The sequence below is a fragment of the Vulcaniibacterium gelatinicum genome, from assembly GCF_008033445.1.
In the GTDB taxonomy this organism is placed as follows: Bacteria; Pseudomonadota; Gammaproteobacteria; order Xanthomonadales; family Xanthomonadaceae; genus Vulcaniibacterium_B; species Vulcaniibacterium_B gelatinicum.
In genome coordinates this window covers 102,742-126,361 of record NZ_VNKO01000003.1, presented here as the reverse complement: position 1 = coordinate 126,361, position 23,620 = coordinate 102,742, and the positions used below count along the sequence as shown (strand labels likewise).

Here is a 23,620-nt window from a genome sequence, read left to right as displayed (position 1 = left end):
GCCCTGCGTTGCGCGTTCCGCCGGCGCATTCGCTAGGATGCGCCGGGGTCACGACGGAGCGCAGCATGGGCATCACCATCGGAGTGGCGCGCGAGACTGCGCCGGGCGAACGGCGCGTGGCGCTGACGCCGGAGACCTGCCGCAAGCTGGTTGCGGCCGGCGCGCAGGTGCGGATCGAGCGCGGGCTCGGCGCCGGCGCGCACTTCGCCGACGCCGCCTATGCCGAATCCGGCGCGCAACTGGTGGACGATGCGCGCGCCGCGCTGGCCGAAGCCGACCTGGTGCTGTGCGTGCAGCCGCCGCCGGTGGCCGTCGTCGAGGCCCTCAAGCCCGGCGCGGTGCTGGTCGGCATGCTGCAGCCGCAGGCCGATCCGGTGCGCGCCGCGGCCATGCAGGCGCGCGGCATCGTCGCTTTCCCGCTCGAACGCCTGCCGCGCACCACCCGCGCCCAGGCGATGGACGTGCTCAGCTCGCAGGCCGGCATGGCCGGGTACAAGGCGGTGCTGATCGCGGCCACCCTGGCGCCGCGCTTCTTCCCGATGCTGACCACCGCCGCGGGCACGATCCGCCCGTCGAAGGTGCTGGTGATCGGCGCCGGTGTGGCCGGATTGCAGGCGATCGCCACCGCGAAACGGCTCGGCGCGCAGGTCGAGGGCTTCGACGTGCGCCCGGAGACGCGCGAGCAGATCGAATCGCTCGGCGGGCGCTTCCTCGACCTGGGCGTGAGCGCGGCGGGCGAGGGCGGCTATGCGCGCCCGCTCACCGACGAGGAACGCGCCGAACAGCAGCGCCGCCTGGCCGCGCACCTGAAGAACGTGGACGTGATCGTGTGCACCGCGGCGGTGCCGGGGCGGCCGGCGCCGAAGATCGTCAGCACGGCGATGGTCGAGGGCATGCGCCCGGGCAGCGTGATCGTGGATCTGGCCGCCGAGACCGGCGGCAACTGCGAACTGACCCGGCCCGGCCAGACCATCGAGCACGCCGGCGTCACCGTCGCCGGCCCGCTCAACCTGCCCAGCCAGGGCGCGGTGCACGCCAGCGAGATGTACGCGCGCAACGTGCTCAATTTCGCCCTGCTGCTGCTCAGGGACGGCGCGCTCGCGCCTGACTGGAGCGACGAGCTGCTGGCCAGGACGGTGTGGCCGGAGCGCGGCTGAGACGGCCGCACTCCGGATTTCCCCGGCAACGGGTCATTCCTTCGGCGGCGGGTTGGCGCGCAGCCACTCGCGGCGCTGTTCGGGCGTCATCGCCTTCCATTTCGCGCGGAAGGCCTGGCGTTCCTCCGGGGTCATCGTGCGCATCTTCGCGAACAGCGCGCGCATGGCCTCGCGCTTTTCCGGCGGCATGTGCGCCCAGCGCCCCATGCCGTGACGGGCGCGGGCGCGCTGCTCGGGGGTCATGGTCTGCCAGCGCTGGGCGTGCTGCATCATCCGTGCGCGCGCTTCGGGGTTGGCGTTCCAGCGCTCGCGGACCGGCGCGATCAGCAGCTCGCGTTCGGCCTGGCTGAGCTGTTCCCAGGCCGGATAGCTGCGCGCGGGCGCGGAGGCCTGCTCGGCGAGGGCGGGGCCGGCCAGCAGCGCGGCGAGCAGCAGGACATGGCGGGATCGGGACATGGCGGGTCACTCCAGAGGGAAGTCGGGCGCATCGGTGGATGCGAGCCAGAGGTAGAGGTCGGGGGATTCGTCGAGCACGGCATCGAGCGGGGCATCGCCGGCGAGCGTCGCCGTGGGCATGGTGCCGGTCGGCGTCGCGGGGGCGGACGGCGCCGGCAGGCGGGTCAGGCCGATCGCCAGCACGCCGACCGCGCAGGCGGCGGCCAGCGGCCAGGCGATGCGCCAGGCGCGCGCGGGCGGCGCGGGCGCGGGACGCAGGCGCAGGCGGGTGGCCGGCGACAGCCGCGATAGCGACCGCGCGTAGCACTCCCGTGCGTGCCGGTCGAACTCGGCGTCGCGGTGCGGATCGGGTCCGGGCGTGGTCATCGGAAATCCTCCAGCTGTCGTTGCAGCGCCTCGCGCGCACGGAAGAGGTGGGTCTTCACCGCGCCCTCGCTGCAGCCCATCGCCTGCGCGGTGGCGGCCACGTCCAGTTCCTCCAGCACGCGCAGGGTGAAGGCCTCGCGCTGGCGGCGCGGCAGCGCGCGCAGCGCCGCGGCCAGGCGCGCGTAGGCCTCGCGGTCGTCGTGGCGGTGCGCGGGATCGGCCTGCGGGTCGGGCGTCCAATCAATCACGCTGCCGTCCTCGCGCGCATCGCCGCGCAGCCAGCCCAGGCGCAGCAGCCGCCGGCGTTGCACATCCACCATGCGCCGGCGCAGCACGCTCCAGAACAACGGCGTCCATTCCGCGGCCGGGCGGTCGGCATAGCGGAGCATGCGCAGCATCGCGTCCTGGACCGCGTCGAGCGCGTCCTCGCGGTGCTGCAGGCCGAGTTCGGCGAAGCGGAACGCGCGCGCGGCGATCGCATGCAGGAACGCGTCCAGCGTGCGCGGCGCGGCCGGGCCCGCGTCCGGATCGGACGCGGGGCGGGGGCCGGCCTCGGCGGGCGCTTCGCTCACGCGCAGCAGCATATCGGCGCGGGCTCAGTGGTGGCGGTCCCAGCGGCGGTCGAAGCGCTCGCCGCGGCGATCGAGGCGGGCATTGATGCGTTCGCCACGACGGTCCAGCCGCGCATCAACGCGGTCGCCACGGCGGTCCAGATGCTCGGCCAGGCGCGCATGGCCATGGGCCTCGGCGTGCGCGGCGCGGCGGTCGAGGCGGGCGTCAATGCGGTCGCCGCGCAGGTCGAGCCGGTGCTCGATGCGGTCGCCGCGCCGGTCCAGGCGGCGTTCGACGCGGTCGCCGCGGTCGGCGGCATGGACGGCCCCGGCGGCCAGCAGCAGGGCGGCGGCGAGGGCGAGGCGGGTGCGGGTCATCGGTAGATCCTCCGGTGGCAGGGGAGACTGCGCAGGAGGGAACGCCCCGGGGCGGCGGCGGTTGACCGCGCCACGGCCGCGTTCAGGGCTCGTTATGATGGGGCGGACGCGACCTGGGGAGCCCGCGCATGACCGACGGATTCGTGGCGCTGTACATCTTCATGCTCGCGGCGATCGCGGGCCACGTGATCATCGCCCGCGTGCCGGTGATCCTGCACACGCCGCTGATGTCGGGCAGCAACTTCATCCACGGCATCGTCCTGATCGGCGCGATGGTGGTGCTGGGGCACGCCGACTCCACGCTGGAGAAGGCGATCGGCTTCCTCGCCGTGCTGCTCGGCGCCGGCAACGCCGCCGGCGGCTACGTGGTCACCGAGCGCATGCTGGAGATGTTCAAGTCGTCGAAGCGGCCCGGAGGCCAGGCATGAGCTGGCTGCCCACCCTGGCCAAGGCCAGCTACTTCGTCGCCGCCACCCTGTTCCTGCTCGGCCTGCAGCGCATGGCCTCGCCGCGCACCGCGCGCAGCGGCATCCAGTGGGCCGGCGCCGGCATGCTGATCGCCACCGTGGCCACGTTCGCGCTGCCGGGGCTGCACAACCTCGGCCTGATCGTGCTCGCGCTGGTGCTGGGCACGGTGCTGGCGTGGGTCTCGGGCAAGCGCGTGCCGATCACCGACATGCCGCAGATGGTCGCGCTGTACAACGGCATGGGCGGCGGTTCGGCGGCGGCGATCGGCGCGGTGGAGCTGCTGCGGTTCTCGGCCGAAGGGCGCGCGCCGTCCCTGGCCGCCGTGGTGCTGGCCACGCTCGGCGCGCTGATCGGCGCGGTCTCGCTGTCGGGCTCGGTGGTCGCCTGGGCCAAGCTCGACGGACGCATGGACAAGCGCTACGTGTTCCCGGGCCAGCAACTGTTCAACGGCGCGGTGTTCGCGCTCGCGCTCGCGCTGGGCGGGATGGTGGTGCACGCGCTCGGCGTGCCGGCGATCGTGGCCTTCTTCCTCGCCGCGCTCGCGCTCGGTGTGCTGATGACGCTGCCGATCGGCGGCGCGGACATGCCGGTGGTGATCTCGCTGTACAACGCGCTGACCGGCCTGGCGGTGGCGTTCGAGGGCTACGTGCTCGGCAACGAGGCGCTGATCATCGCCGGCACGATGGTCGGCGCCGCCGGCACGCTGCTCACCCAGCTGATGGCCAGGGCGATGAACCGGCCGCTGCGCAACGTGCTGTTCGGCAGCTTCGGCGGCGGCGGGCAGGCGCAGGAGATCCAGGGCGCGCAGAAGCCGATCGAGGCCGGCGACGTGGCGGCGATGATGGCCTATGCCGAGCGGGTGGTGGTGGTGCCCGGCTACGGCATGGCGGTGGCGCAGGCGCAGCACAAGATCTGGGAGCTGGCGCAGAAGCTGCTCGAGCGCGGGGTGAAGGTGAAGTTCGCGATCCACCCGGTGGCCGGGCGCATGCCCGGGCACATGAACGTGCTGCTGGCCGAGGCCGGCGTGCCCTACGACCTGATCGCGGACATGGACGACATCAACCCCGAGTTCGCCAACACCGACGTGGCGCTGGTGATCGGCGCCAACGACGTGGTCAACCCGGTGGCGAAGACCGACCCGTCCTCGCCGATCTACGGCATGCCGATCCTGGACGTGGTGAACGCGAAGAACGTGGTGGTGATCAAGCGCGGCAAGGGCACCGGCTTCGCCGGGATCGAGAACGCGCTGTTCTACGCCGACAACACGCGCATGCTCTACGGCGACGGCGCGGAGATGGCGGCGGCGCTGGTCGCCGAGCTCAAGGCGCTCGACGGCGGCGGGCACTGAGCTTCAGCGCGCGGCGATCACGGCCACGGCCAGCGCCGCGAGGTACCACAGCACGTCGCCGGGCACGTCGGTGGCCAGCTGCGCGAGGGTCCAGGTCAGGGACGGGCCGAGGCGCTGCAGGGTTTCGAGGAAATCCAGGCCGAGCGGCCCGCCGACCTGCGCGGCGACGATCCACCAGTGCGCCAGCGCGATCGCCAGGCCGGTCGCCGCCACCGCCGCGAGCGGGCGCGGCCAGCCGCGCGGCACGCCGGCCAGGCGCAGCAGCCAGGCCGCGTCCAGCGCCGCCACCACCGCCATCCACGCGGCCTGGTGGCCGGAGAGCATGGCCACCGCCACCCACGCCGCGGCCACGCCGCCGCTGCCGAGCAGCAGCAGTGCGAGCGCGAACAGGGGCAGGGTGCGATGGGGTGCCGGATTCGGTCGGGCGTTGGGCATCCGGACAGCATAGCCGGCGCGCGGGGCTTAAAATCGCATCTTGTCCCGCGCTGCGGTGCCCGCATCTTCCCGTCATGTATTCCCGCAGCAGCGAACCCGTCCGTTTCGAGCGCGACTGCGCCGCCGTCCTGGTTCCGCAGGGCGAGCAGGTGACCCTGCCCGCCGGCAGCGTCGGCTACATCACCCAGGCGCTCGGTGGCAGCTGGACCGTGTTCGTCGAGGGCAACCTGTTCCGCATCGCCGGGCGCGATGCCGACGCGATCGGCAAGGAGCCGCCCGAGCCGCTGCAACTGCCCGAGGGCGCGAGCGACGAGGACGTGGAGAAGCTGGTCTGGCGCCAGTTGCGCACCTGCTTCGACCCCGAGATCCCGATCAACATCGTGGACCTGGGCCTGGTGTACGAGGTCGGCCTGCGTCGGCGCGAGGACGGCCAGCGCCTGGTCGAGGTGCGCATGACCCTGACCGCGCCGGCCTGCGGCATGGGCGAGATCCTGGTGGACGACGTGCGCAGCAAGCTCGAGCTGATCCCGACCGTGGCCGAGGCCGACGTCGAGCTGGTGTTCGACCCGCCCTGGAACCGCAGCATGATGTCCGAGGCGGCGCGGCTCGAGACCGGGATGTTCTGACGCCGCGCCGTCGCGCGGGTGGTCATTTGCGCGCGGCCGATTCCGCCGGTGCCGCGGCCAGCCGCAGTTCGGCGCTGTCCGCGCCGGAGGCGCCGGTGAGCCAGGCCAGGGTCGCGCCGCGCAGGCCGGTGCGGGCCTCGAGCGCGGTGCGCTCAGCCTCGCCGCAACCGGGTACGTCCACGCCGCGTGCGGCCAGACTGTGGGTTTCGAGCTGGCTGATGACATCGCCCAGGCGGTGCGCCTGCGCGTGCACCGCGGCCAGGCGGGTCGTGGCCCGGGCCTGCTCGCCGGTGGCGTGGGCCATCGCGGCTTCGACCACGTCGAGACGGTTGGTCAGCAGCCAGGCATCGCGCGGCAGGCCATGGCGGGCGGCGGCCAGATGGGTGCGGCTGGCGGGCCAGTCGCCGCGCGCGGCGGCGACTTCGGCCAGCCCGGTCTCGATGTTGGCGGTCAGCCAGGCGTACCCGGCATGCCGGACAGGGGTGCGCGCCGCGGCATACAGGGCCTGGGCGCGGTCGAGCGCGCCGATGCGGGTGAGCAGGGTCGCCAACTGCATGGCGTAGGCCCAGCGGTCGGGTCCGTCCGGCAACTGCGCGGTCTCGGTTTCCGCAGCGTCGAGCAGGCGGCCGGCGCGTTGGCGGTCGCCGGCCATCAGTTCGACGCCGGCGCGGGTCAGCAGGGCCTGCAGGCGCGTGCTCGGCTGCGCCGACTCGGCGCACAGCGCGGCGTAACGGCGTGCGCCGGTGAGATCGCCGCGCACCAGGCGCAGCTCGCCCTTGACGCAGGCCAGGCGTTCGGTGGCGGCGGTCAGGCGCGGGCGGCCGTCGCCGTCGTTGCGCAGATGCCGGTCGAGCGTGCTCTCGGCCTGCGCGTAGCGGCCGCGGATGCCGGCCAGCGCCGACACGAACTGGTCTATCCACAGCGCGTTCTCGCCGTGCGGGTCGGCCGCGCGCAGGCGCGCGATTCGCCGTTCGGCACTGGCGAAGTTGGCCCGCAGCAGGTCCTCGTTGAGCAGGTCGAACTCCAGGTACTGCTGGCTCTGGGTGTCGCCGGAGGCGCGCGCGGTGGCCAATGCCTGCTCCAGCCGCGCCCGGTACTGCGCCATGTCGCCTTCGCGGTAATGGCGGAATGCCTCCATGCGCAGGATCTGCACCTCGAGCCAGTGGTAGCCGCCCTCGCGCGCCTGCACCAGCAGCGCGTCCAGGCGCGGGTTCGGCCCCTTGCCCGGGCGCAGGGTCTCGGCCAGGAAGCGCGCGTAGAGGGCATCGGTGTGGTCGCCGGCGGCTTCGAACTGGCGCGCGGCGCGTTCGAAACCGGACAGGTCGCCGAAGCCTTCGTGTTCGAACGCGTCGGCCTGGGCCAACAGCAGCGAGGCCGAGGCGCGTTCCAGCACCCAGCCGGGGCCGGCCTCGCGCGCGAGCTGGTCGGCGGCGCGTGCGTCGCGGCGCGCGCTGACCGAATCGCCCAGGCCCAGGTGCACCTCCCCCAGGGTCAGCAGGCGCGCGATCTGCTGCCCGACCGGCTCGCTCTGCCAGCGCGGCTGCGACAGGATCGCCAACGCCTGCTGCAATTGCCCGGTGCGCGCGAGCAGACGCGCGTGGTCGAGCGTCCAGGCGGACTTGCCGGGATGGCGGCGGGCGAGCTCGGCATAGGCGGCCACGGCCGCGGCCTCGCGGCGCGGATCCACCGCGAGCCGGTAGGCATGCAGGGCCTGCGCCACGTCCTTCGGCACCGGTGCCAGCAGCTCCAGCGCGGCCTCCATCTGTTCCACCGCCGGCGCGGCCAGGGCCAGGCGCGAATACGACCGCGCCAGTTCCATCCGGGCCAGGCCGAAGCGCGGCGCCCTGCCCACCACCTCGCGCAGGATCTCCGCGCTCTCGGCCCAGTCGCGGCGCTTGAGCGCGTCGCGCGCGTCGGCGTAGCGGCGACCGGCATCCGCGCCGATCTCCAGCGCCGGCCAGGGTTCCTCCGCGCGCGCCGGCAGCAGCTGCACGAGCACCTCGCGGCTGAGCGAATCCACCAGCGCCGGCATTTGCGTGGCATCGCCCTCGCGGCTCAGTCGGTGTTCGTGTCCACCCGCCTCGAAGCGGGCCAGCAACGAAACCCGGCGGGGCTGGCCGGGCACGACGCTGGCCGCGAGCAGCACCACCTGGGGCGGAGTCGCGCCGGCGTTGGTGGCCAGACTCGACTCGGGCACCAGGTTGACCTCCGGCAGGCTGCCCAGCTTCCACTCCAGCCAGGCGTGCAGCAGTCGCAGCGGCCAGCGCACCTCATGCGGGGCGGCGGCGTCCTCGGCGGTCACCAGGGTCAGCGTGAGCGTCGGTGCCGCGGCCGCAGAGGGGCGTTCGCGGCCGGGGTACCACCAGGCCGCCAGGCCGGCGGCAAGCAGGGCGAAGGCGGCGGCGCCCGCCCAGCGCCAACGGCGTGGCGGGCGTGTCCGGTGCGCGGCGGGCGGGGCGGCGATGCCGGCCGCCGCCGCGGGTTCCGGGCCCGCCGGTTCGGGCGCCGGCGCCGGTACCGGTGCGGGGGGCGCCGACGGCCGCGGCGCAGCGGGGGCGTCCGCCGTCACCGGCGTCGGCGGCTCGAAGACGTAGCCGCTCTTGGCGACGGTGCGGATCCAGTGCTTGCGCGTCTCGCCCAGCGCCTTGCGCAGCATCCACACGCTCTGCGAGAGGTTGGCGTCCTCGACGATCACGCCCGGCCAGACGCGCTGGAACAGCGCGGCCCGGGTGTGCAGCACCTGCGGCTCGGCCAGGAACACCAGCAGCAGCTCGAACATGCGCTGCGGCAGTTCGGTCTCGCCCTCGGGATGGGAGACACGGCGGTAGCGCAGGTCCACGCGCACGTCCCCGACCCGGAGATGCCGGGTGTCCGCAGGCCAGGGCGTGCGCGTGACGTCGGGCAAGGCGGAGTCTCGGGCCGATGGCCCCGGGTGCCGCGTGGAGCAACCCCTCGCGGACCGCACAGGGGGGAGCTTGAACGGCAAGCGTACGGCGCCCCGGTCGCATAGCGCGGGAATGGAGGGGGCGTCATTTCGGAACTGTGACCGAATTCAAACTTTTCCCGCCATTTGAGAAAGATTTGAGAGCCAGCAAGAAGCCACGGACACCGTCCGGTCACTAAACCGTGACGCAGGCGGCGGTCCGATCCGCGCCGCCAGCGGTTCTGCGGGAAGGACTGCCGCTTCCGGATCGTTTCCTGACCTTCCGCGGCGGGGCCTCCGACGGGGCCCGCTGAGGGAAATTGCGGATTGGCGGACGCGCCGGAGCGCGCGTAGGACAGGGGCGGTACCGCGGCTCGGGCCGTGAGGCCGCCGGGGTTCCGGGATCGCCGGTGCAGGACGCGCCGGGACAGGGAGGTGACGGTCGTCGTGGCGGGAAGGAAGGTCGCCACGCGACCTCCCCCATTCCGGGGGCGCGGTTCCGGGGCGCATGGGGGATGCGCCCGGCGCTGCCGCCGGGGTGGGGAGACGGCCGGCGGGCCGGGGAAGGGGAGGCAGCGATGCCGCCCGGCAGGCCGCCGTCGCCGCATCGCGGCCCTCGCGGGACGCGGTGCGGGCACCACCGTCGTTCGAGCCCGTCCGCGCCGCGACCCGGCGCGGACAACCTTTCCATTCGACTCGGGGGTTTCACCGGAATGTCCATCCAGCACCGCACCCGGCAGCACCTGCTCGCCGCCGCCACTGCCGTCGCGCTCGCCACCGCGGCCTTCGCACTCCCTGCCGAGGCCGCCGACCTGCGCGTGGCCCGTCAGCCGGTCAAGGGCCAGTACATCGTGGTCCTCAAGGAGGAGGTGGCCAGCCTGGCCAGCGAGCGCTCGCAGCGCCCGCGCGTGGCCACCGTCGCGCAGGAGATCGCCCGCGCCCATCGCGCCAACGTCATGCGCAGCTTCGAGCACGCCCTGCGCGGCTTCGTGGTCCGCGCCGACGACGCCGCGCTCGCCCGCCTGCTCGCCGACGACCGCGTCGCCTACGTCGAGGAGGACGGCTACGTCCGGGCGACCGCGACCCAGAACAACGCCACCTGGGGCCTGGATCGCATTGACCAGCGCGACCTGCCGCTGAGCGGCACCTACACCTACGACACCACCGCGTCCGGAGTGCATGCCTACATCATTGACACCGGCATCCGCGCCAGCCACACCGACTTCGGCGGCCGGATCGGCAACGGCTACACCGCGATCAGCGACGGCAACGGCACTTCCGACTGCAATGGCCACGGCACCCACGTCGCCGGCACCGTCGGCGGCGCGACCTGGGGTGTGGCCAAGGGCGTGACCCTGCATCCGGTGCGGGTGCTCGACTGCAACGGCTCGGGCACCAATTCGGGCGTGATCGCCGGCATGGATTGGGTCGCCTCGAACCACGTCAAGCCGGCCGTGGCCAACATGAGCCTGGGTGGCGGCGCATCCACCGCGGTGGACGACGCGGTCACGCGCATGACCAACGCCGGCGTCACCGTGGTGGTGGCCGCGGGCAACGACAACAGCAACGCCTGCAACTACTCGCCGGCGCGCGCGGCCTCGGCGATCACTGTCGGTTCCACCACCAACACCGACGCGCGTTCGTCGTTCTCCAACTACGGCTCGTGCCTGGACATCTTCGCCCCGGGCTCGTCCATCACCTCGGCCTGGTCCACCGGCGACACCGCCACCAACACCATCAGCGGCACCTCGATGGCCTCGCCGCACGTGGCCGGCGTGGCCGCGCTGTACCTGGCGGCCAATCCGTCGGCGACCCCGTCCCAGGTGACCAACGCGATCATCAACGCCGCCACGCCGAACAAGGTCACCAGCGCGGGCACCGGCTCGCCGAACCGGCTGCTGTACTCCTTCTTCACCAGCAGCCCGCCGCCCCCGCCGCCGAGCAATGAGCTCAGCAACGGCGTAACGGTCTCCAACCTGTCGGCGAGCCAGGGCAACTGGCTGCACTACACCATGTCGGTGCCGTCGGGGGCGAGCAACCTGAAGTTCGTCATCACCGGCGGTTCTGGCGACGCCGATCTGTACGTCAAGTTCGGCTCGCAGCCGACCAGCAGCTCCTACGACTGCCGGCCGTACAAGAGCGGCAACGAGGAAACCTGCAGCTTCACCACGCCGCAGGCCGGCACCTGGTACGTCAGCCTGCACGCCTACACCAGCTTCAGCGGCGTGAGCCTGACCGGCAGCTACACCGAGCCCTGCACGAGCAATTGCGTGCAGACCTACACCAACCCCAACAACTACACCATCAACGACAACAGCACGGTCGAGAGCCCGATCTCGGTCTCCGGCCGCAGCGGCAACGCGCCGTCGAACGCGCAGGTGGCGGTGGACATCAAGCACACCTACCGCGGCGACCTGGTGATTGACCTGGTCGCGCCGGACGGCTCGCTGTACCAGCTGAAGAACAGCAGCAGCTCCGACAGCGCGGACAACGTGATCGCCACCTACACGGTGAACCTGTCGAGCGAGGCGCTGAACGGCACCTGGAAGCTGCGCGTGCGCGATGTGTACTCCGGCGACACGGGCTACATTGACAGCTGGAGCATCACCTTCTGAGCGTCGTTCTCCAGGAAGGAGACGGGCCCCGGCAGGATGCCGGGGCCCGATTTGTTGCAGGGGTCGCAGCCGCCGCGCAGGCGGCGCGGACATGGCCTGACCAGCCAGGGCGCCGATCGCGGACAGTGCAGGGGGCACGGTCCGCGGCGTCGCAGGGACGCGCGGCCGCGCTGCCGGCCGCCCACCAGGCAGTGCACGAGCAAGGCCCGTCTGCCGGCGGGCTCCCTCTCAATCATTCGTCATTTCCAGGGGAATCTGATGTCCGTTGCAAGCAACCGCTGCATGCGCCTGCATGCGCTCGCCGTGGCGACCTCGGTCGCGCTGTGCACGCTCGCCGCCCCGGCCTTCGCCGGCCGGGTCGAGACCGCCGGCCTGGACTCGGCCGCTACCCACGACCGCTTCATCGTCCGCTACCGCGAGGGCACGCCGCAGCGCGCCGACGTGGCCCAGGCCCGGGGCGCGCTGAACCGCGCTGCGGCGGCCAAGGTCGGCGGCCGGGCGGTGGCGCTCGGCCACCTGCGCCGCATGGGGATCGGCGCCGACGTGGTCAAGGCCGACCGCAAGCTCGACCGGGTCGAGGCCGAGGCGCTGATGCGGCAGATCGCCGCCGATCCGAACGTCGAGTACGTGGAGGTGGACGCGCGCATGTACCCGGCGCTGACCCCGAACGACACCAACTACAGCCAGCAGTGGGGGTTCAACGGCACCTACGGCATCAAGGCCGAGCAGGCCTGGGACATCTCCACCGGCACCGGCGTGGTGGTGGCGGTGATTGACACCGGCAGCACCAACCACAGCGACCTCAACAGCAATACCCTTCCGGGCTACGACTTCATCTCCGACGCCACCGCCGCGCGCGATGGCAACGGCCGCGACAGCAATCCGCAGGACGAGGGCGACTGGGTCGCCGCCAACGAGTGCGGCTACACCCACCCGGCCTCGAACTCGAGCTGGCACGGCACCCACGTCGCCGGCACCGTCGCCGCGTTGACCAACAACGCCAAGGGCGTGGCCGGCACCGCGCACAACGCCCGGATCGTGCACGCGCGCGTGCTGGGCAAGTGCGGCGGCATGCTCTCCGACATCGCCGACGCGATCACCTGGGCCTCGGGTGGCACCGTCAGCGGCGTGCCGGCCAACGCCAACCCGGCCGAGGTGATCAACATGAGCCTGGGCGGCAGCGGCGCCTGCGGCACCACCTACCAGGCCGCGATCGACGGCGCGGTGAGCCGCGGCACCACGGTGGTGGTGGCGGCGGGCAACGACAACACCAACGTCTCCAACGCCCGCCCGGCCAACTGCAACAACGTGATCGCGGTGGCCTCGATCACCAGCACCGGCGCCCGTTCGAGCTTCTCCAACTACGGCACCGGCATCGACATCGCCGCGCCGGGTTCGAACATCATGTCCACGCTCAACGCCGGCACCACCACGCCCGGCGCCGAGAGCTACGCCTCCTACAACGGCACCTCGATGGCCACGCCGCACGTGGCCGGCGTGGTCGCGCTGATCCAGGCCCATGCCACCACGCCCAAGACCCCGGCCGAGGTCGAGGCGCTGATCAAGGCCAACGTCACGCCGTTCCCGTCGACGCCGTCGCAGCCGATCGGCCCGGGCATCCTCAACGCCAAGGCCGTGCTCGACGCGACCAACGGCGGCGGTGGTGGCGGCGGCGACACCGTGCTCAGCAACGGCGTGCCCAAGACCGGCCTGGCGGCGACCACCGGCAACTCGCTGAACTACACGATGACCGTTCCCGCGGGCGCGTCGAACCTGAAGTTCACGATCTCCGGTGGCACCGGTGACGCCGACCTCTACGTGAAGTTCGGCAGCGCGCCGACCGACACCTCGTACGATTGCCGCCCGTACCTCAGCGGCAACAACGAGACCTGCAACATCGCCACCGCCCAGGCCGGCACCTACTACGTGCGGGTCAAGGCCTACTCGAGCTACTCCGGGGTCAGCCTGACCGGCAGCTATTCCACCGGCACGGCCCAGACCTACACCAACTCGGCCGACTACACCATCAGCGACAACGCCACGGTGGAGAGCCCGATCACGGTGTCCGGCCGCAGCGGCAACGCCGGCAGCAGCGTGCCGGTGGCGGTCAACATCGTGCACACCTACATCGGCGACCTGAAGGTGGATCTGATCGCCCCGGACGGCTCGATCTACGTGCTGCACAACCGCAGCGGCGGCAGCGCCGACAACATCAACCAGACCTACACGGTGAACCTGTCGAGCGAGGCCCTGAACGGCACCTGGAAGCTGCGCGTGAACGACAACGCGGGCGGCGACACCGGCTACATCAACAGCTGGAGCATCACCTTCTGATCCTTGCGGGACGATCCCTGTCCGTCCCGGGCCCCGGCCTTGCGCCGGGGCTTTTTTCTTCCGGCGCCGCCGGCTCAGGCGAGCGGTTCGAAGCGGTTCGCGGCGATGTTCTTGCGCACCTTGTGCGGATCCCAGACGCGGCCGTTCATGGCGATGTACACGCCCGGCGGCAGCGATTGCACCGCGCCGACCGCGGTGCCGATGTTGAATTCGGCGTCGGAGCCGCGGAAGCGCGCGGGGTTGAGCGCGCCGGTCAGGACGATGGTCTTGCCTGGGATGCCGGCCAGCACCTTGGCCGTCTCCACCATGGTGTCGGTGCCGTGGGTGACCAGCACGTGGCGCATCGGCTGCGCGGCGATGGTGGCGCGCAGCAGCTCGCGGTCGGCGTCGGTGATGTACAGCGAGTCCTTGCGCAGCAGCGGGATCACGGTGAAGCGGAAGGCGACGCCGAGCTCCTCGAGGATGCGCGCGATCTGCGGCTCGCCGACCTGGTAGTCCGACTTGTCGTCGAAATAGACCTTGTCGATGGTGCCGCCGGTGGTGACGACGAGGAGTTCCTGCATGGCGTTGCGGCTCGGCGCGGACGGGCGCGGAATTATACGGCCGCGGCTCAATCCCGCCGGCCGAAGCGGGCGCGCAGGCCGGGCCAGGCGGAGGCGAACACCACCGCCAGCGCCAGCGCGATCGAGCCCCAGGCCAGCCCGGCGCGATCCGGGTGGGCCCAGGCGGTCATTACCCCGTGGCTGAACCATCCCAGCGCCAGCACCCCGGCTAGGAACGGCGCGCGGCGCCAGCCGGCCCAGGCCGCGAGCGCGAGCAAGGCCGGCGGTGCGGCGAACACCAGCAGGGCGGCCAGCGGGTCGGGATCGGTGGCGAACCAGAACGCGTACAACGCGGCGAGCGCGAGCAGGGCGGCGACCAGCACGCGGACCGGGGCGCTCATGCCAGCCTCGCGGCGAGCGTGGCGATGCGCCGGCCGAGCGCGCGCGCGAGCGCGGCTTCCTCGTCGCTCGGCTGCGGATCGTCCTGCAGCCCGGACACGTGGCTCGCGCCGTAGGGCGTGCCGCCGCTGCGGGTGGTGTTGAGCGCAGGCTCGGTGTAGGGGATGCCGGCGATCACGCAGCCGTGGTGCAGCAGCGGCAGCATCATGGACAGCAGGGTGCTCTCCTGGCCGCCGTGCATGGTCGCGGTGGAGGTGAACACCCCGGCCGGCTTGCCGACCAGCGCGCCGCTCGCCCATTCGCTGCCGAGCCCGTCGAGGAAGTGCTTGAGCGGCGCGGCCATGTTGCCGAAACGGGTCGGGCTGCCGAGCACCAGGCCGGCGCAGTCGAGCAGGTCCTGCACCGTCGCGTAGGGTGCGCCCTCCTCGGGCACCGGCGGCGCGGCGACCTGGGTCACCGGCGCCACCGGCGGCACCGTGCGCAGCCGCGCGTCCATGCCCGCGACCTCGCCGACGCCGCGCGCGACATGCCGCGCCAGGCGCGCCACCGAACCGCCGCGGCTGTAGTAGAGCACCAGGATCTCGGGCATGGGCGCAATGTACCTCGACCCCCTTTTCCCCGCCATCGGTTACGCTTGCCGCGCCATGCAGCCGCTCGACACGTTCCATCGCTGGAGCGAACGCCTGCGCGATCGCGCCCGGGCCGGCACCTTCTTCCGCTTCCTGTGGCGGCGCTTCCTCGACGACAACCTGTTCCAGGCCGCCGGCGCCCTGGCCTACACCACGGTGTTCGCCCTGGTGCCGCTGTCCATCGTCGTGTTCGGCGTGCTCTCGGCGTTCCCGGTGTACGAGCGCTGGAGCGTGGCGCTGAGCGACTACATCTTCTCCAACTTCGTACCCAGTTCGGCGCGCGCGGTGGAGACCTACCTGCGCCAGTTCTCGGCCAATGCCGGCCAGCTCACCGCCGCCGGCATCATCGCCCTGGTGCTGTCGCTGCTGATCACCCTGACCAGCGTCGAGGCCACCTTCAACCGGATCTGGCGGGTCAAGGCGCCGCGGCCGCGCTTCACCCGCTTCCTGGTGTACTGGACGGTGTTCACCCTCGGCGCGCTGGTCGCGGCGACCAGCATGGCGCTGTCCACCCGCCTGTTCGCGCTGGCGCTGTTCGAGACGCCGCCGGGCCGCCTGCTCGAGCACCTGCTGCTGCAGGGGGCGCCGCTGTTCATCGAGCTGGCCGCGTTCGCCGCGATCTACAAGGTGGTGCCGCACCGCACCGTGCACTGGCGGCACGCGTTCGCCGGCGCGCTGATCGCGGTGCTGCTGCTGGAAGGGGTGAAGTGGGGGCTGGGCAGCTTCATCGCCGGCTTCGGCAGCTACAACCGGATCTACGGCACGCTGGCGTTCGTGCCGATCTTCCTGGTGTGGGTGTTCCTGGGCTGGGTGGCGGTCCTGCTCGGCGCCTCGTTCGCCTCGGCGATCTCCGAATTCCGCTACCAGCCCGCCGCGCTGCGCCTGCCGATCGGCTACGAGCTGTACGCGCTGCTGCGCATGCTCGGCCGCTTCGCCCAGGCGCGCGAGAGGGGCGAGGGCCTGCATAGCGACGAGATCGAGCGCCTGGAGCCGATCATGACCGACGCGCTGGTGCAGCACATGCTGGCCCAGCTCAACGCGATCGGGTTGCTGCGTCGGGCCGAGTCGGGCGAATGGCTGCTGGCGCGCGACCTCGACGACCTCACCTTGGCCGAGCTGTACGAAGCCTGCCAGCTGCGCATCCCGGTCGCCGAGGCGCACCTGCCGGCGCGCGACGATCCGCTCGGGCGGCAGGCGATGGCCGCGTTCGACGAACTGCGGCTGCCGCTGCGCGAGCTGCTCAAGCGGCGCGTATCCTCGATCTACGACAACGGAGCATGAGCGCGATGACGAAGCGAGCGATGGCGTGGCTGGCCGCGGCGGCGCTGGCCCTGGCCGGATGCGGGGAGCGCGCGCCGGAGCAGGAACCGGCGGCAGCGGCGCCGGCGCCGGCCGCACCGCCGCAGGCCGAGGCGGCGAAGCCCGAGCGCCCCGCGCTGCGCGTCACCACGCTCGACGGCAAGCCCTGGGACTTGGCCGACCGCCGCGGCAAGTGGGTGGTGGTCAACTTCTGGGCCACCTGGTGCTCGCCGTGCCTGAAGGAGATGCCCGAGCTGTCCGCGCTGGATGCGATGCACGAGCACATCGAGGTGGTCGGCCTGGCCTACGAGGAGATCGACGCCGGGGCGATGCGCGCGTTCCTGCAGGAACATCCGGTGGTGTACCCGGTGGCGATCGTGGACGTGTACGCGCCGCCGGCCGACTTCGACACGCCGCGCGGGTTGCCGATGACGTACCTGATCGCGCCCGACGGCCGTGTGGCGAAGCGGTTCCTCGGCCCGGTGACCGCGGCCGACCTGGAGAACGCGATCGCCGCCGCCGGCGGCCCGGCGGCGGAGGCCGGCTGAGGTGGCGGCCGCGCGTTTCCGCGTCCGCGGCCGCGTGCAGGGCGTGAGCTTCCGCGCCGCGACCCGGGCCCAGGCCGTGCCGCTGGGCCTGTGCGGCCATGCCCGCAACCTGCCCGACGGCAGCGTCGAGGTGCTGGCGGTGGGGAGCGAGGCAGCGATCGCCGCGCTCGAGCGCTGGCTGTGGCACGGGCCGCCGCTGGCGCGGGTGACCGCGGTCGAACGCGAGCAAGCCGACGCGGCCGAGGCCGGGCCCGGCTTCGTCACCGGCTAACGGCTTCGGCGCGCGCGCGTCGGGCGCTGCCCCGCCATCGCGCACGCCACCTCCAGCAGCGCGCCCTGCTGCTTCGGCGTCAGCGCGCGGTAGGCGGCGAGCAGGCGGTGTTCGCCCGGCGTGCGCGCGGGGTCGAGGGTGTGCGCGAGTTCGGCCAGCAGCGCCCCGGCCGGCACGCCCAGGGTGCGGGCGAGCGCGGCGAGCTGCTGGCGGCCGGGCAGCTTCTCGCCGCGCAGCCAGGCGGCGACGGTGTCGGCGCCGGCGCGCGGGATCGCGGCGGCGAGTTCGGCCGCGCTCATGCCGCGGGCACGGGCCAGCAGGCGCAGGGTGGTGTCGATCGGCATCGTCTCACTCCTTCAGCCGCGGCCGCAGCCGGGCCAGGTTGCAGGGACGGGTGCGCGCGTCGAGCTGGGCGCGGATGATCTGCTCCCACGCGGTGCGGCAGGCCGAGGTCGAACCCGGCAGCGCGAACAGGAACGTGCCGTTGGCCAGCCCGGCGAAGGCGCGCGACTGCAGCGTGCTGGTGCCGATCTCGGCGTAGCTCAGCGCGCGGAACAGCTCGCCGAAGCCCGGCATCTCCTTGTCCAGCAGCGGCAGCAGCGCCTCGGGCGTGGAGTCGCGGCCGGTGAAGCCGGTGCCGCCGGTGACCAGGATCCCGTCCACCGCCGGATCGGCGATCCACTGCGCCACCTGCGCGCGCAGCCGGTACTTGTCGTCCGGCAGCAGCGCGCGTGCGACCACGCGGTGGCCGGCCTCGGCCGCGGCGGCGGCGAGGTAGTCGCCGGAGGTGTCGTCGGCGGCTGTGCGCGTGTCGGAGACGGTCAGCACGGCGAGCGAGAGCGGCTGGAAGTCGTCGGCGGCGTGCATGGTCCGGAGCGGTGGCGGCGGTGCGGGCCATTGTCGGCCAGGGCCCCGGCCCGCGCTACCATTCCCCAGCGGCCGGAGGGCGCCGCATGCAAGGGGGAACCATGGAGATCTTCGTCGGCGTGCTGCTGCTGTTCGCGCTCGTCACCGTGCTCAAGGGCGTGCGCGTGGTGCCGCAGGGTTACGAATGGACGGTGGAGCGGTTCGGCCGCTACACCCACACCCTGTCGCCGGGCCTGGGCTTCATCGTGCCGTGGATCGACAGCATCGGCCGCAAGCTCAACATGATGGAGCAGGTGATGGATGTGCCGAGCCAGGACGTCATCACCAAGGACAACGCCGTGGTGAAGGTGGACGGCGTGGTCTACTTCCAGGTGCTGGACGCGGCCAAGGCGGCCTACGAGGTGGCCAACCTCGAGCTCGCGATCCTGAACCTGGTGATGACCAACATCCGCACCGCGATCGGCTCGATGGACCTGGACGAATCGCTGTCCAAGCGCGACGAGATCAACGCCAAGGTGCTGATGGCGGTGGACCAGGCCACCCATCCGTGGGGGCTGAAGGTCAACCGCATCGAGCTCAAGGACATCCAGCCGCCGCGCGACCTGGTCGAGGCGATGGCGCGGCAGATGAAGGCCGAGCGCGACAAGCGCGCCAGCATCCTCGAGGCGGAAGGGCACCGCCAGTCCGAGATCCTGCGCGCCGAGGGCGACAAGCAGGCCGCGATCCTGGAGGCCGAAGGCAAGAAGGAGGCCGCGTTCCGCGAGGCCGAGGCGCGCGAACGCCTGGCCGAGGCCGAGGCCAAGGCCACGCAGATGGTCTCCGACGCGATCGCGAAGGGCGACGTGCAGGCGATCAACTACTTCGTCGCGCAGAAGTACGTCGAGGCGCTGAAGGAGTTCGCCGGCTCGCCGAACCAGAAGCTGTTGCTGCTGCCGGTGGAGGCCACCGGCGTGCTCGGTGCGCTGGGCGGCATCGCCGAGCTGGCCAAGGCGGTGCAGGACAGGACGGCGGCGGCCAAGCCGGCGCCGGCCGCGCCCAAGGCCTGAGTGGAGGCGCCGATGATGGCATCGCCGTGGTTCTGGTGGGGCGTGGCGCTGGCCCTGTTCGCGCTCGAGGCGCTGTTGCCCGGCACGTTCATGCTCTGGCTCGGCTTCGCCGCGGTCGGCACCGCGCTGGTCGAGATGCTGGTGCCGATGTCGTATCCGGCGCAGTGGATGCTGTTCGCGCTGCTGTCGCTGGTGTCGGTGTGGATCGGGTGGCGCTACAAGCAGCGCCATCCGCAGGGCGCCAGCACGCAGCCGCTGCTCAACCGCCGCGGCGAACAGCTGGTGGGGGAGGTGCATCCGCTGGAGTCGGCGATCGTGGACGGCCGCGGCCGGCTCAAGATCGGCGACGCGTTCTGGGTCGCGCTCGGCCCGGACCTGCCGGCCGGCGCGCGCGTGCGCATCGTGGGCGTGGAAGGCGCCTCGCTGCGGGTGGAACCGGCCTGAGCCGGCGCCGCCCGCTCAGCGCAGCTGCGCCAGCACCGCGAGGGTCGGCTTCGACAGGTTGAGCGTGTAGAAGTGCAGGCCGGGCGCGCCGCCCGCGATCAGCCGCCGGCACAGGTCGGCCACGAACTCGGCGGCGAAGGCGCGGATGGACGCCACGTCGTCGCCGTAGGCCAGCATGCGCTTGACCAGCCAGCGCGGCAGCTCCGCGCCGCAGGCTTCGGAGAAGCGCCGCAACTGGGTGAAGTTGGAGATCGGCATGACCCCCGGCACGATCGGGATCGTCACCCCGAGCCGGCGTGCGTCGTCCACGAAGCGGAAGTAGGCGTCGGCGTTGTAGAAGTACTGGGTGATCGCGCCGTCCGCGCCGGCGTCCACCTTGGCCTTGAAATGGCGCAGGTCGGCGAAGGCGTCCTCCGCCTGCGGGTGCATCTCCGGGTAGCAGCCCACCTCGATGTGGAAGTACCCGTCGTGCTCGCGGCGGATGAACTCGACCAGGTCCGAGGCGTGGCGGAAATCGCCCATCCGCGCCATGCCCGAGGGCAGGTCGCCGCGCAGCGCGACCAGGCGCCGGCAGCCCATCGCCCGGTACAGCTTGAGCAACTGCCGGATCTCCTCGCGGGTGCCGCCCATGCACGACAGGTGCGGCGCGGCCTCGAAGCCGTGCGCGTCGCGCAGCCGCTGCACGGTCTCCGGCGTGTACGACAGGGTCGAGCCGCCGGCGCCGAAGGTGCAGGAAACGTATTCCGGCGCCTCGGCCTTGAGCCGGCGCGCGGTACGGTCGAGCTGGGCGCGCTGCTCGTCGGTCTTGGGCGGGTAGAACTCGAAGCTGATCGGCACCATCGCGCGGGCGGTCCTGGGTGGCCGGGTCAGTCTATCGCTTCATCGCGATGGAAGGAAAGCATTTCAGCCCGCGGCCCACCGGGATGACGGCGGCGCAAACGGAAACGGGCGCCGAAGCGCCCGTTCTGCGTTCCGCCTGTGCGGCGATCAGTACCGGTAATGCTCCGGCTTGTACGGGCCCTCGACCGGCACGCCGAGGTAGTCGGCCTGTTCCGGGGTCAGCCGGGTCAGCTTCACGCCGATCTTGTCCAGGTGCAGGCGCGCGACTTCCTCGTCCAGCTTCTTCGGCAGGCGGTACACCGTCTTCTCGTACACGTCGCGGTTCTTCCACAGGTCGATCTGCGCGAGCGTCTGGTTCGAGAACGAGTTCGACATCACGAAGCTCGGGTGGCCGGTGGCGCAGCCGAGGTTGACCAGCCGGCCCTCGGCGAGCAGGAAGATCTCGCGCCCGTTCGGCAGCACGTACTTGTCCACCTGCGGCTTGATGTTGACCCTGGTGGCGCCCGAGGCGTTGAGCGCGTCCACCTGGATCTCGTTGTCGAAGTGGCCGATGTTGCAGACGATGGCCTGGTCCTTCATCCGCAGCATGTGCTCGAGCGTGATCACGTCCTTGTTGCCGGTGGCGGTGACGTAGATGTCGGCGATGCCGAGCGTGTCCTCCACGGTGGCGACCTGGAAGCCCTCCATCGCCGCCTGCAGGGCGTTGATCGGATCAATCTCGGTGACGATCACGCGGCAGCCGTAGGCGCGCAGCGAGTGCGCCGAGCCCTTGCCGACGTCGCCGTAGCCGCACACCACCGCGACCTTGCCGGCCAGCATCACGTCCATCGCGCGCTTGAGGCCGTCGGCCAGCGACTCGCGGCAGCCGTACAGGTTGTCGAACTTGCTCTTGGTGACCGAGTCGTTGACGTTGATCGCCGGCACCAGCAGCTTGCCGGCCTCGGCGAGCTGGTACAGGCGGTGCACGCCGGTCGTGGTCTCCTCGGACACGCCGCGCCAGTCCTTCACGACGTTGGTCCAGAAGCCCGGGCGCTCCTTCGCCACGCGCTTGAGCAGGTTCTTGATCACCTGTTCCTCGTGCGAGGACGCCGGCTCGTCCACCCACCTGCTGCCCTGCTCGAGCTCGTAGCCCTTGTGGATCAGCAGGGTCACGTCGCCGCCGTCGTCCACCACCAGCTCCGGGCCCTTCATGCCCGGGTGGGTGATGGCGTCGAGGGTGCAGTCCCAGTACTCCTCCAGCGTCTCGCCCTTCCAGGCGAACACCGGCACCCCGCTGGCGGCGATCGCCGCGGCGGCGTGGTCCTGGGTCGAGAAGATGTTGCAGCTCGCCCAGCGCACGCTGGCGCCGAGATCCTTCAGGGTCTCGATCAGCACCGCGGTCTGGATCGTCATGTGCAGCGAACCGGTGACGCGCACGCCCTTGAGCGGCTGCTCGGCGGCGTACTTGCGGCGGATCGCCATCAGGCCGGGCATCTCGTGCTCGGCGATCTGGATCTCCTTGCGGCCCCAGTCGGCGAGCGAGATGTCGGCGACCTTGTAGTCGGGGGCGGGCTTGATCTGTGCGTTCATGGGTTGCTCCGTCGGGTCGGAATCCGGGGGGATTCGATGAACGGGCGCCGTTGCTGCGTGTCGCGTCCCGCCGAGCCTGGCCGTGCCTTCACGGTCGCAGCGCCCCTCGGCGGGGCAGGGCGTGCGGCAGTGCGCCGCACGCCCGGGTCCGGTGGGTTACTTCTTCAGGCCGGCGTCCTTGCGCAGTTCCTCGGCCTTGTCGGTCTTCTCCCAGGAGAAGGCGGTGGCGGTCTGCTTCTTGCCGGCGCCGTCGGTGTAGCTGACCTGCTTCGGCTTGCGGCCGAAGTGGCCGTAGGCGGCGGTGTCCTGGTAGATCGGATGGATCAGGTCGAGCATCTTCACGATGCCGTACGGACGCAGGTCGAAATGCTTGCGGATCAGCTTCTCGATCCGGTCGTCGGAGATCCTGCCGGTGCCGAAGGTGGTGACCGAGATCGAGGTCGGCTCGGCCACGCCGATCGCGTAGCTGACCTGCACCTCGCACTTGTCGGCCAGGCCGGCGGCGACGATGTTCTTGGCCACGTAGCGCGCGGCGTAGGCGGCCGAGCGGTCCACCTTCGACGGGTCCTTGCCGGAGAACGCGCCGCCGCCGTGGCGGGCCATGCCGCCGTAGGTGTCCACGATGATCTTGCGCCCGGTCAGGCCGCAGTCGCCCACCGGGCCGCCGATCACGAAGATCCCGGTCGGGTTGATGTGCAGCTTGCCCTTGGGCAGCTTGTCCAGCCACGCCTTCGGCAGCACCGGCCGCAGGATGTGCTCGTACACGCCCTCGACGATGTCCTTGTGCTTGATGCCCGGGTCGTGCTGGGTGGACAGCACCACCGCGTCCAGGCCCACGACCTTGTCGTTCTCGTAGCGTAGCGTGACCTGGCTCTTGGCGTCCGGGCGCAGCCACGGCAGCTTGGAGTTCTTCTGCTTGCGCACCTTGGCCTGCTGCTCGACCAGGCGGTGGCTGTAGTAGATCGGCGCCGGCATGAATTCGGGCGCCTCGTTGCAGGCGTAGCCGAACATCAGGCCCTGGTCGCCCGCGCCCTGTTCCTCAGGCTTCTTGCGGTCCACGCCGGCGGCGATGTCCGGCGACTGCTTGCCGAGCATGTTGATGATGGCGCAGGTGTGGCCGTCGAAGCCGACATTGGAGTTGTCGTAGCCGATGGCGTTGATGACCTGGCGCGCCAGCGCCTCGATGTCCACCCATGCGCCGGTGGTCACCTCGCCGGCGACGATCGCCGCGCCCGTCTTCACCAGCGTCTCGCAGGCCACGCGCGCGCGCTTGTCCTGGGCGAGGATCGCATCGAGCACCGCATCCGAGATCTGGTCGGCGATCTTGTCCGGATGGCCTTCGGAGACCGATTCGGAGGTGAACAGGTAGCTGGAGCTGGTCATCGGACAGATATCCTTCGATTCGGATGAAAGGATGGCCGCCCATGATACAGGGCGGGGCGGGGGGGACGCATCTTGCCCCTTGGGGGTGGATTCAGGGTGAGGGCCCGTCGGCGCCGCTGCCCGTTG

At 71.7% G+C, this 23,620-nt stretch carries 25 protein-coding genes, 1 pseudogene and 1 riboswitch; of the genes and pseudogenes, 12 read left to right on the top strand and 14 right to left on the bottom strand.

Annotated elements, in window-relative coordinates; genetic code table 11:
• Nucleotides 1–65: 65 nt before the first annotated feature.
• Entirely contained in the window at nt 66–1,157 is a 1,092-nt protein-coding gene (locus tag FPV26_RS03105; RefSeq protein WP_147652245.1) for an NAD(P) transhydrogenase subunit alpha, read from the top strand.
• A 33-nt stretch (nt 1,158–1,190) separates the two neighbouring features.
• On the opposite strand, the gene FPV26_RS03100 is transcribed toward FPV26_RS03105, so the two are convergent.
• Genes FPV26_RS03100 through FPV26_RS03085 form a run of 4 tightly spaced genes read right to left on the bottom strand, consistent with a single transcriptional unit; the run spans nt 1,191 to nt 2,908 of the window.
• Nucleotides 1,191–1,613: a DUF3106 domain-containing protein gene (locus tag FPV26_RS03100; RefSeq protein ID WP_147652244.1), complete on the bottom strand. Its 423-nt coding sequence runs from the start codon at nt 1,611–1,613 to the stop codon at nt 1,191–1,193.
• Between the two features lie 6 nt (nt 1,614–1,619).
• A complete protein-coding gene (locus FPV26_RS03095; RefSeq protein ID WP_147652243.1) occupies nt 1,620–1,979 on the bottom strand; it encodes a hypothetical protein in 360 nt (119 codons plus the stop codon).
• On the bottom strand, nt 1,976–2,551 hold the full coding sequence (locus FPV26_RS03090) for an RNA polymerase sigma factor (RefSeq protein WP_246109187.1): 576 nt from the start codon (nt 2,549–2,551) through the stop codon (nt 1,976–1,978). The genes FPV26_RS03095 and FPV26_RS03090 overlap by 4 nt, the downstream gene beginning before the upstream one ends.
• A gap of 24 nt (nt 2,552–2,575) precedes the next feature.
• Complete coding sequence (locus FPV26_RS03085; protein WP_147652241.1) at nt 2,576–2,908, bottom strand: hypothetical protein; 333 nt, start codon at nt 2,906–2,908, stop codon at nt 2,576–2,578.
• Between the two features lie 128 nt (nt 2,909–3,036).
• Here FPV26_RS03085 and FPV26_RS03080 point away from each other — a divergent pair, with 128 nt between their 5' ends.
• On the top strand, nt 3,037–3,336 hold the full coding sequence (locus tag FPV26_RS03080; protein WP_147652240.1) for an NAD(P) transhydrogenase subunit alpha part 2: 300 nt from the start codon (nt 3,037–3,039) through the stop codon (nt 3,334–3,336).
• On the top strand, nt 3,333–4,724 hold the full coding sequence (locus tag FPV26_RS03075; RefSeq protein WP_147652239.1) for an NAD(P)(+) transhydrogenase (Re/Si-specific) subunit beta: 1,392 nt from the start codon (nt 3,333–3,335) through the stop codon (nt 4,722–4,724). Before FPV26_RS03080 ends, FPV26_RS03075 begins: the two co-directional genes overlap by 4 nt.
• Before the next feature lie 3 nt (nt 4,725–4,727).
• Here the strand turns inward: FPV26_RS03075 and FPV26_RS03070 are convergent, their stop codons facing one another.
• Entirely contained in the window at nt 4,728–5,159 is a 432-nt protein-coding gene (locus FPV26_RS03070) for a hypothetical protein (protein WP_246109186.1), read from the bottom strand.
• A 74-nt stretch (nt 5,160–5,233) separates the two neighbouring features.
• Here FPV26_RS03070 and sufT point away from each other — a divergent pair, with 74 nt between their 5' ends.
• Nucleotides 5,234–5,785, top strand: a complete 552-nt coding sequence (gene sufT / locus FPV26_RS03065; RefSeq protein ID WP_147652238.1) for a putative Fe-S cluster assembly protein SufT — start codon at nt 5,234–5,236, stop codon at nt 5,783–5,785.
• Nucleotides 5,786–5,807: 22 nt separating this feature from the next.
• Here sufT and FPV26_RS03060 read toward each other — a convergent pair whose 3' ends face one another.
• Nucleotides 5,808–8,690 carry a winged helix-turn-helix domain-containing protein gene (locus FPV26_RS03060; RefSeq protein WP_147652237.1) on the bottom strand — a complete coding sequence of 961 codons (2,883 nt, stop codon included), beginning with the start codon at nt 8,688–8,690 and terminating at the stop codon, nt 5,808–5,810.
• Between the two features lie 731 nt (nt 8,691–9,421).
• On the opposite strand from FPV26_RS03060, the gene FPV26_RS03055 reads away from it, so the two are divergent.
• The 3 genes and pseudogenes from FPV26_RS03055 to FPV26_RS12810 all read left to right on the top strand — a co-directional run bounded on the left by FPV26_RS03055 (nt 9,422) and on the right by FPV26_RS12810 (nt 13,657).
• Nucleotides 9,422–11,323 (top strand): S8 family serine peptidase, encoded by a 1,902-nt coding sequence (locus FPV26_RS03055; RefSeq protein ID WP_147652236.1) that lies wholly within the window; start codon nt 9,422–9,424, stop codon nt 11,321–11,323.
• Nucleotides 11,324–11,581: 258 nt separating this feature from the next.
• Nucleotides 11,582–13,303 (top strand): annotated as a pseudogene (locus FPV26_RS03050) (S8 family peptidase); the annotation flags it as partial.
• Between the two features lie 63 nt (nt 13,304–13,366).
• Entirely contained in the window at nt 13,367–13,657 is a 291-nt protein-coding gene (locus FPV26_RS12810; RefSeq protein WP_246109193.1) for a proprotein convertase P-domain-containing protein, read from the top strand.
• Between the two features lie 74 nt (nt 13,658–13,731).
• On the opposite strand, the gene FPV26_RS03045 is transcribed toward FPV26_RS12810, so the two are convergent.
• Genes FPV26_RS03045 through wrbA form a run of 3 tightly spaced genes read right to left on the bottom strand, consistent with a single transcriptional unit; the run spans nt 13,732 to nt 15,187 of the window.
• The gene (locus FPV26_RS03045) at nt 13,732–14,220 is read right to left on the bottom strand and encodes an asparaginase domain-containing protein (RefSeq protein WP_147652234.1); all 489 of its coding nucleotides are present in this window, start codon (nt 14,218–14,220) and stop codon (nt 13,732–13,734) included.
• A 47-nt stretch (nt 14,221–14,267) separates the two neighbouring features.
• The gene (locus FPV26_RS03040) at nt 14,268–14,600 is read right to left on the bottom strand and encodes a DUF2069 domain-containing protein (protein ID WP_147652233.1); all 333 of its coding nucleotides are present in this window, start codon (nt 14,598–14,600) and stop codon (nt 14,268–14,270) included.
• Complete coding sequence (gene wrbA / locus FPV26_RS03035) at nt 14,597–15,187, bottom strand: NAD(P)H:quinone oxidoreductase (protein WP_147652232.1); 591 nt, start codon at nt 15,185–15,187, stop codon at nt 14,597–14,599. The genes FPV26_RS03040 and wrbA overlap by 4 nt, the downstream gene beginning before the upstream one ends.
• 55 nt (nt 15,188–15,242) lie before the next feature.
• Here wrbA and FPV26_RS03030 point away from each other — a divergent pair, with 55 nt between their 5' ends.
• The 3 genes from FPV26_RS03030 to FPV26_RS03020 are packed head-to-tail and all read left to right on the top strand — an operon-like array spanning nt 15,243 to nt 17,345.
• Nucleotides 15,243–16,508 carry a YihY family inner membrane protein gene (locus FPV26_RS03030; RefSeq protein ID WP_147652305.1) on the top strand — a complete coding sequence of 422 codons (1,266 nt, stop codon included), beginning with the start codon at nt 15,243–15,245 and terminating at the stop codon, nt 16,506–16,508.
• Nucleotides 16,505–17,074, top strand: coding sequence for a TlpA family protein disulfide reductase (locus tag FPV26_RS03025; RefSeq protein WP_425473038.1), 570 nt, complete (start codon nt 16,505–16,507; stop codon nt 17,072–17,074). Before FPV26_RS03030 ends, FPV26_RS03025 begins: the two co-directional genes overlap by 4 nt.
• A gap of 1 nt (nt 17,075) precedes the next feature.
• A complete protein-coding gene (locus tag FPV26_RS03020) occupies nt 17,076–17,345 on the top strand; it encodes an acylphosphatase (RefSeq protein ID WP_147652231.1) in 270 nt (89 codons plus the stop codon).
• Here the strand turns inward: FPV26_RS03020 and FPV26_RS03015 are convergent.
• Nucleotides 17,342–17,689, bottom strand: coding sequence for a helix-turn-helix domain-containing protein (locus FPV26_RS03015; RefSeq protein ID WP_147652230.1), 348 nt, complete (start codon nt 17,687–17,689; stop codon nt 17,342–17,344). The genes FPV26_RS03020 and FPV26_RS03015 overlap by 4 nt on opposite strands.
• Before the next feature lie 4 nt (nt 17,690–17,693).
• On the bottom strand, nt 17,694–18,212 hold the full coding sequence (gene moaB / locus FPV26_RS03010) for a molybdenum cofactor biosynthesis protein B (protein ID WP_147652229.1): 519 nt from the start codon (nt 18,210–18,212) through the stop codon (nt 17,694–17,696).
• A gap of 101 nt (nt 18,213–18,313) precedes the next feature.
• On the opposite strand from moaB, the gene FPV26_RS03005 reads away from it, so the two are divergent.
• Together FPV26_RS03005 and FPV26_RS03000 are read left to right on the top strand one after the other, a co-directional pair.
• Entirely contained in the window at nt 18,314–19,258 is a 945-nt protein-coding gene (locus tag FPV26_RS03005; RefSeq protein ID WP_147652303.1) for an SPFH domain-containing protein, read from the top strand.
• A gap of 12 nt (nt 19,259–19,270) precedes the next feature.
• Nucleotides 19,271–19,702: an NfeD family protein gene (locus FPV26_RS03000; protein WP_147652228.1), complete on the top strand. Its 432-nt coding sequence runs from the start codon at nt 19,271–19,273 to the stop codon at nt 19,700–19,702.
• A gap of 15 nt (nt 19,703–19,717) precedes the next feature.
• Here the strand turns inward: FPV26_RS03000 and metF are convergent, their stop codons facing one another.
• From metF to metK, 3 genes are all read right to left on the bottom strand, one after another.
• The gene (gene metF / locus FPV26_RS02995; protein ID WP_147652227.1) at nt 19,718–20,542 is read right to left on the bottom strand and encodes a methylenetetrahydrofolate reductase [NAD(P)H]; all 825 of its coding nucleotides are present in this window, start codon (nt 20,540–20,542) and stop codon (nt 19,718–19,720) included.
• Between the two features lie 147 nt (nt 20,543–20,689).
• On the bottom strand, nt 20,690–22,111 hold the full coding sequence (ahcY, locus tag FPV26_RS02990) for an adenosylhomocysteinase (protein ID WP_147652226.1): 1,422 nt from the start codon (nt 22,109–22,111) through the stop codon (nt 20,690–20,692).
• 35 nt (nt 22,112–22,146) lie between these two features.
• A riboswitch (S-adenosyl-L-homocysteine riboswitch) is annotated at nt 22,147–22,225 on the bottom strand.
• 42 nt (nt 22,226–22,267) lie between these two features.
• On the bottom strand, nt 22,268–23,494 hold the full coding sequence (gene metK / locus FPV26_RS02985; RefSeq protein ID WP_147652225.1) for a methionine adenosyltransferase: 1,227 nt from the start codon (nt 23,492–23,494) through the stop codon (nt 22,268–22,270).
• Nucleotides 23,495–23,620 lie beyond the last annotated feature (126 nt).

What these genes read in the sequence shown, in the direction of transcription:
- FPV26_RS03105 (WP_147652245.1), top strand. Translation starts at nt 66, where the DNA reads ATGGGCATCACCATCGGAGTGGCGCGCGAGACTGCGCCGGGCGAACGG.
- FPV26_RS03100 (WP_147652244.1), bottom strand. Translation starts at nt 1,613, where the DNA reads ATGTCCCGATCCCGCCATGTCCTGCTGCTCGCCGCGCTGCTGGCCGGC.
- FPV26_RS03095 (WP_147652243.1), bottom strand. Translation starts at nt 1,979, where the DNA reads ATGACCACGCCCGGACCCGATCCGCACCGCGACGCCGAGTTCGACCGG.
- FPV26_RS03085 (WP_147652241.1), bottom strand. Translation starts at nt 2,908, where the DNA reads ATGACCCGCACCCGCCTCGCCCTCGCCGCCGCCCTGCTGCTGGCCGCC.
- FPV26_RS03080 (WP_147652240.1), top strand. Translation starts at nt 3,037, where the DNA reads ATGACCGACGGATTCGTGGCGCTGTACATCTTCATGCTCGCGGCGATC.
- FPV26_RS03075 (WP_147652239.1), top strand. Translation starts at nt 3,333, where the DNA reads ATGAGCTGGCTGCCCACCCTGGCCAAGGCCAGCTACTTCGTCGCCGCC.
- FPV26_RS03070 (WP_246109186.1), bottom strand. Translation starts at nt 5,159, where the DNA reads ATGCCCAACGCCCGACCGAATCCGGCACCCCATCGCACCCTGCCCCTG.
- sufT (WP_147652238.1), top strand. Translation starts at nt 5,234, where the DNA reads ATGTATTCCCGCAGCAGCGAACCCGTCCGTTTCGAGCGCGACTGCGCC.
- FPV26_RS03055 (WP_147652236.1), top strand. Translation starts at nt 9,422, where the DNA reads ATGTCCATCCAGCACCGCACCCGGCAGCACCTGCTCGCCGCCGCCACT.
- FPV26_RS03045 (WP_147652234.1), bottom strand. Translation starts at nt 14,220, where the DNA reads ATGCAGGAACTCCTCGTCGTCACCACCGGCGGCACCATCGACAAGGTC.
- FPV26_RS03040 (WP_147652233.1), bottom strand. Translation starts at nt 14,600, where the DNA reads ATGAGCGCCCCGGTCCGCGTGCTGGTCGCCGCCCTGCTCGCGCTCGCC.
- wrbA (WP_147652232.1), bottom strand. Translation starts at nt 15,187, where the DNA reads ATGCCCGAGATCCTGGTGCTCTACTACAGCCGCGGCGGTTCGGTGGCG.
- FPV26_RS03030 (WP_147652305.1), top strand. Translation starts at nt 15,243, where the DNA reads ATGCAGCCGCTCGACACGTTCCATCGCTGGAGCGAACGCCTGCGCGAT.
- FPV26_RS03025 (WP_425473038.1), top strand. Translation starts at nt 16,505, where the DNA reads ATGAGCGCGATGACGAAGCGAGCGATGGCGTGGCTGGCCGCGGCGGCG.
- FPV26_RS03015 (WP_147652230.1), bottom strand. Translation starts at nt 17,689, where the DNA reads ATGCCGATCGACACCACCCTGCGCCTGCTGGCCCGTGCCCGCGGCATG.
- moaB (WP_147652229.1), bottom strand. Translation starts at nt 18,212, where the DNA reads ATGCACGCCGCCGACGACTTCCAGCCGCTCTCGCTCGCCGTGCTGACC.
- FPV26_RS03005 (WP_147652303.1), top strand. Translation starts at nt 18,314, where the DNA reads ATGGAGATCTTCGTCGGCGTGCTGCTGCTGTTCGCGCTCGTCACCGTG.
- FPV26_RS03000 (WP_147652228.1), top strand. Translation starts at nt 19,271, where the DNA reads ATGATGGCATCGCCGTGGTTCTGGTGGGGCGTGGCGCTGGCCCTGTTC.
- metF (WP_147652227.1), bottom strand. Translation starts at nt 20,542, where the DNA reads ATGGTGCCGATCAGCTTCGAGTTCTACCCGCCCAAGACCGACGAGCAG.
- ahcY (WP_147652226.1), bottom strand. Translation starts at nt 22,111, where the DNA reads ATGAACGCACAGATCAAGCCCGCCCCCGACTACAAGGTCGCCGACATC.
- metK (WP_147652225.1), bottom strand. Translation starts at nt 23,494, where the DNA reads ATGACCAGCTCCAGCTACCTGTTCACCTCCGAATCGGTCTCCGAAGGC.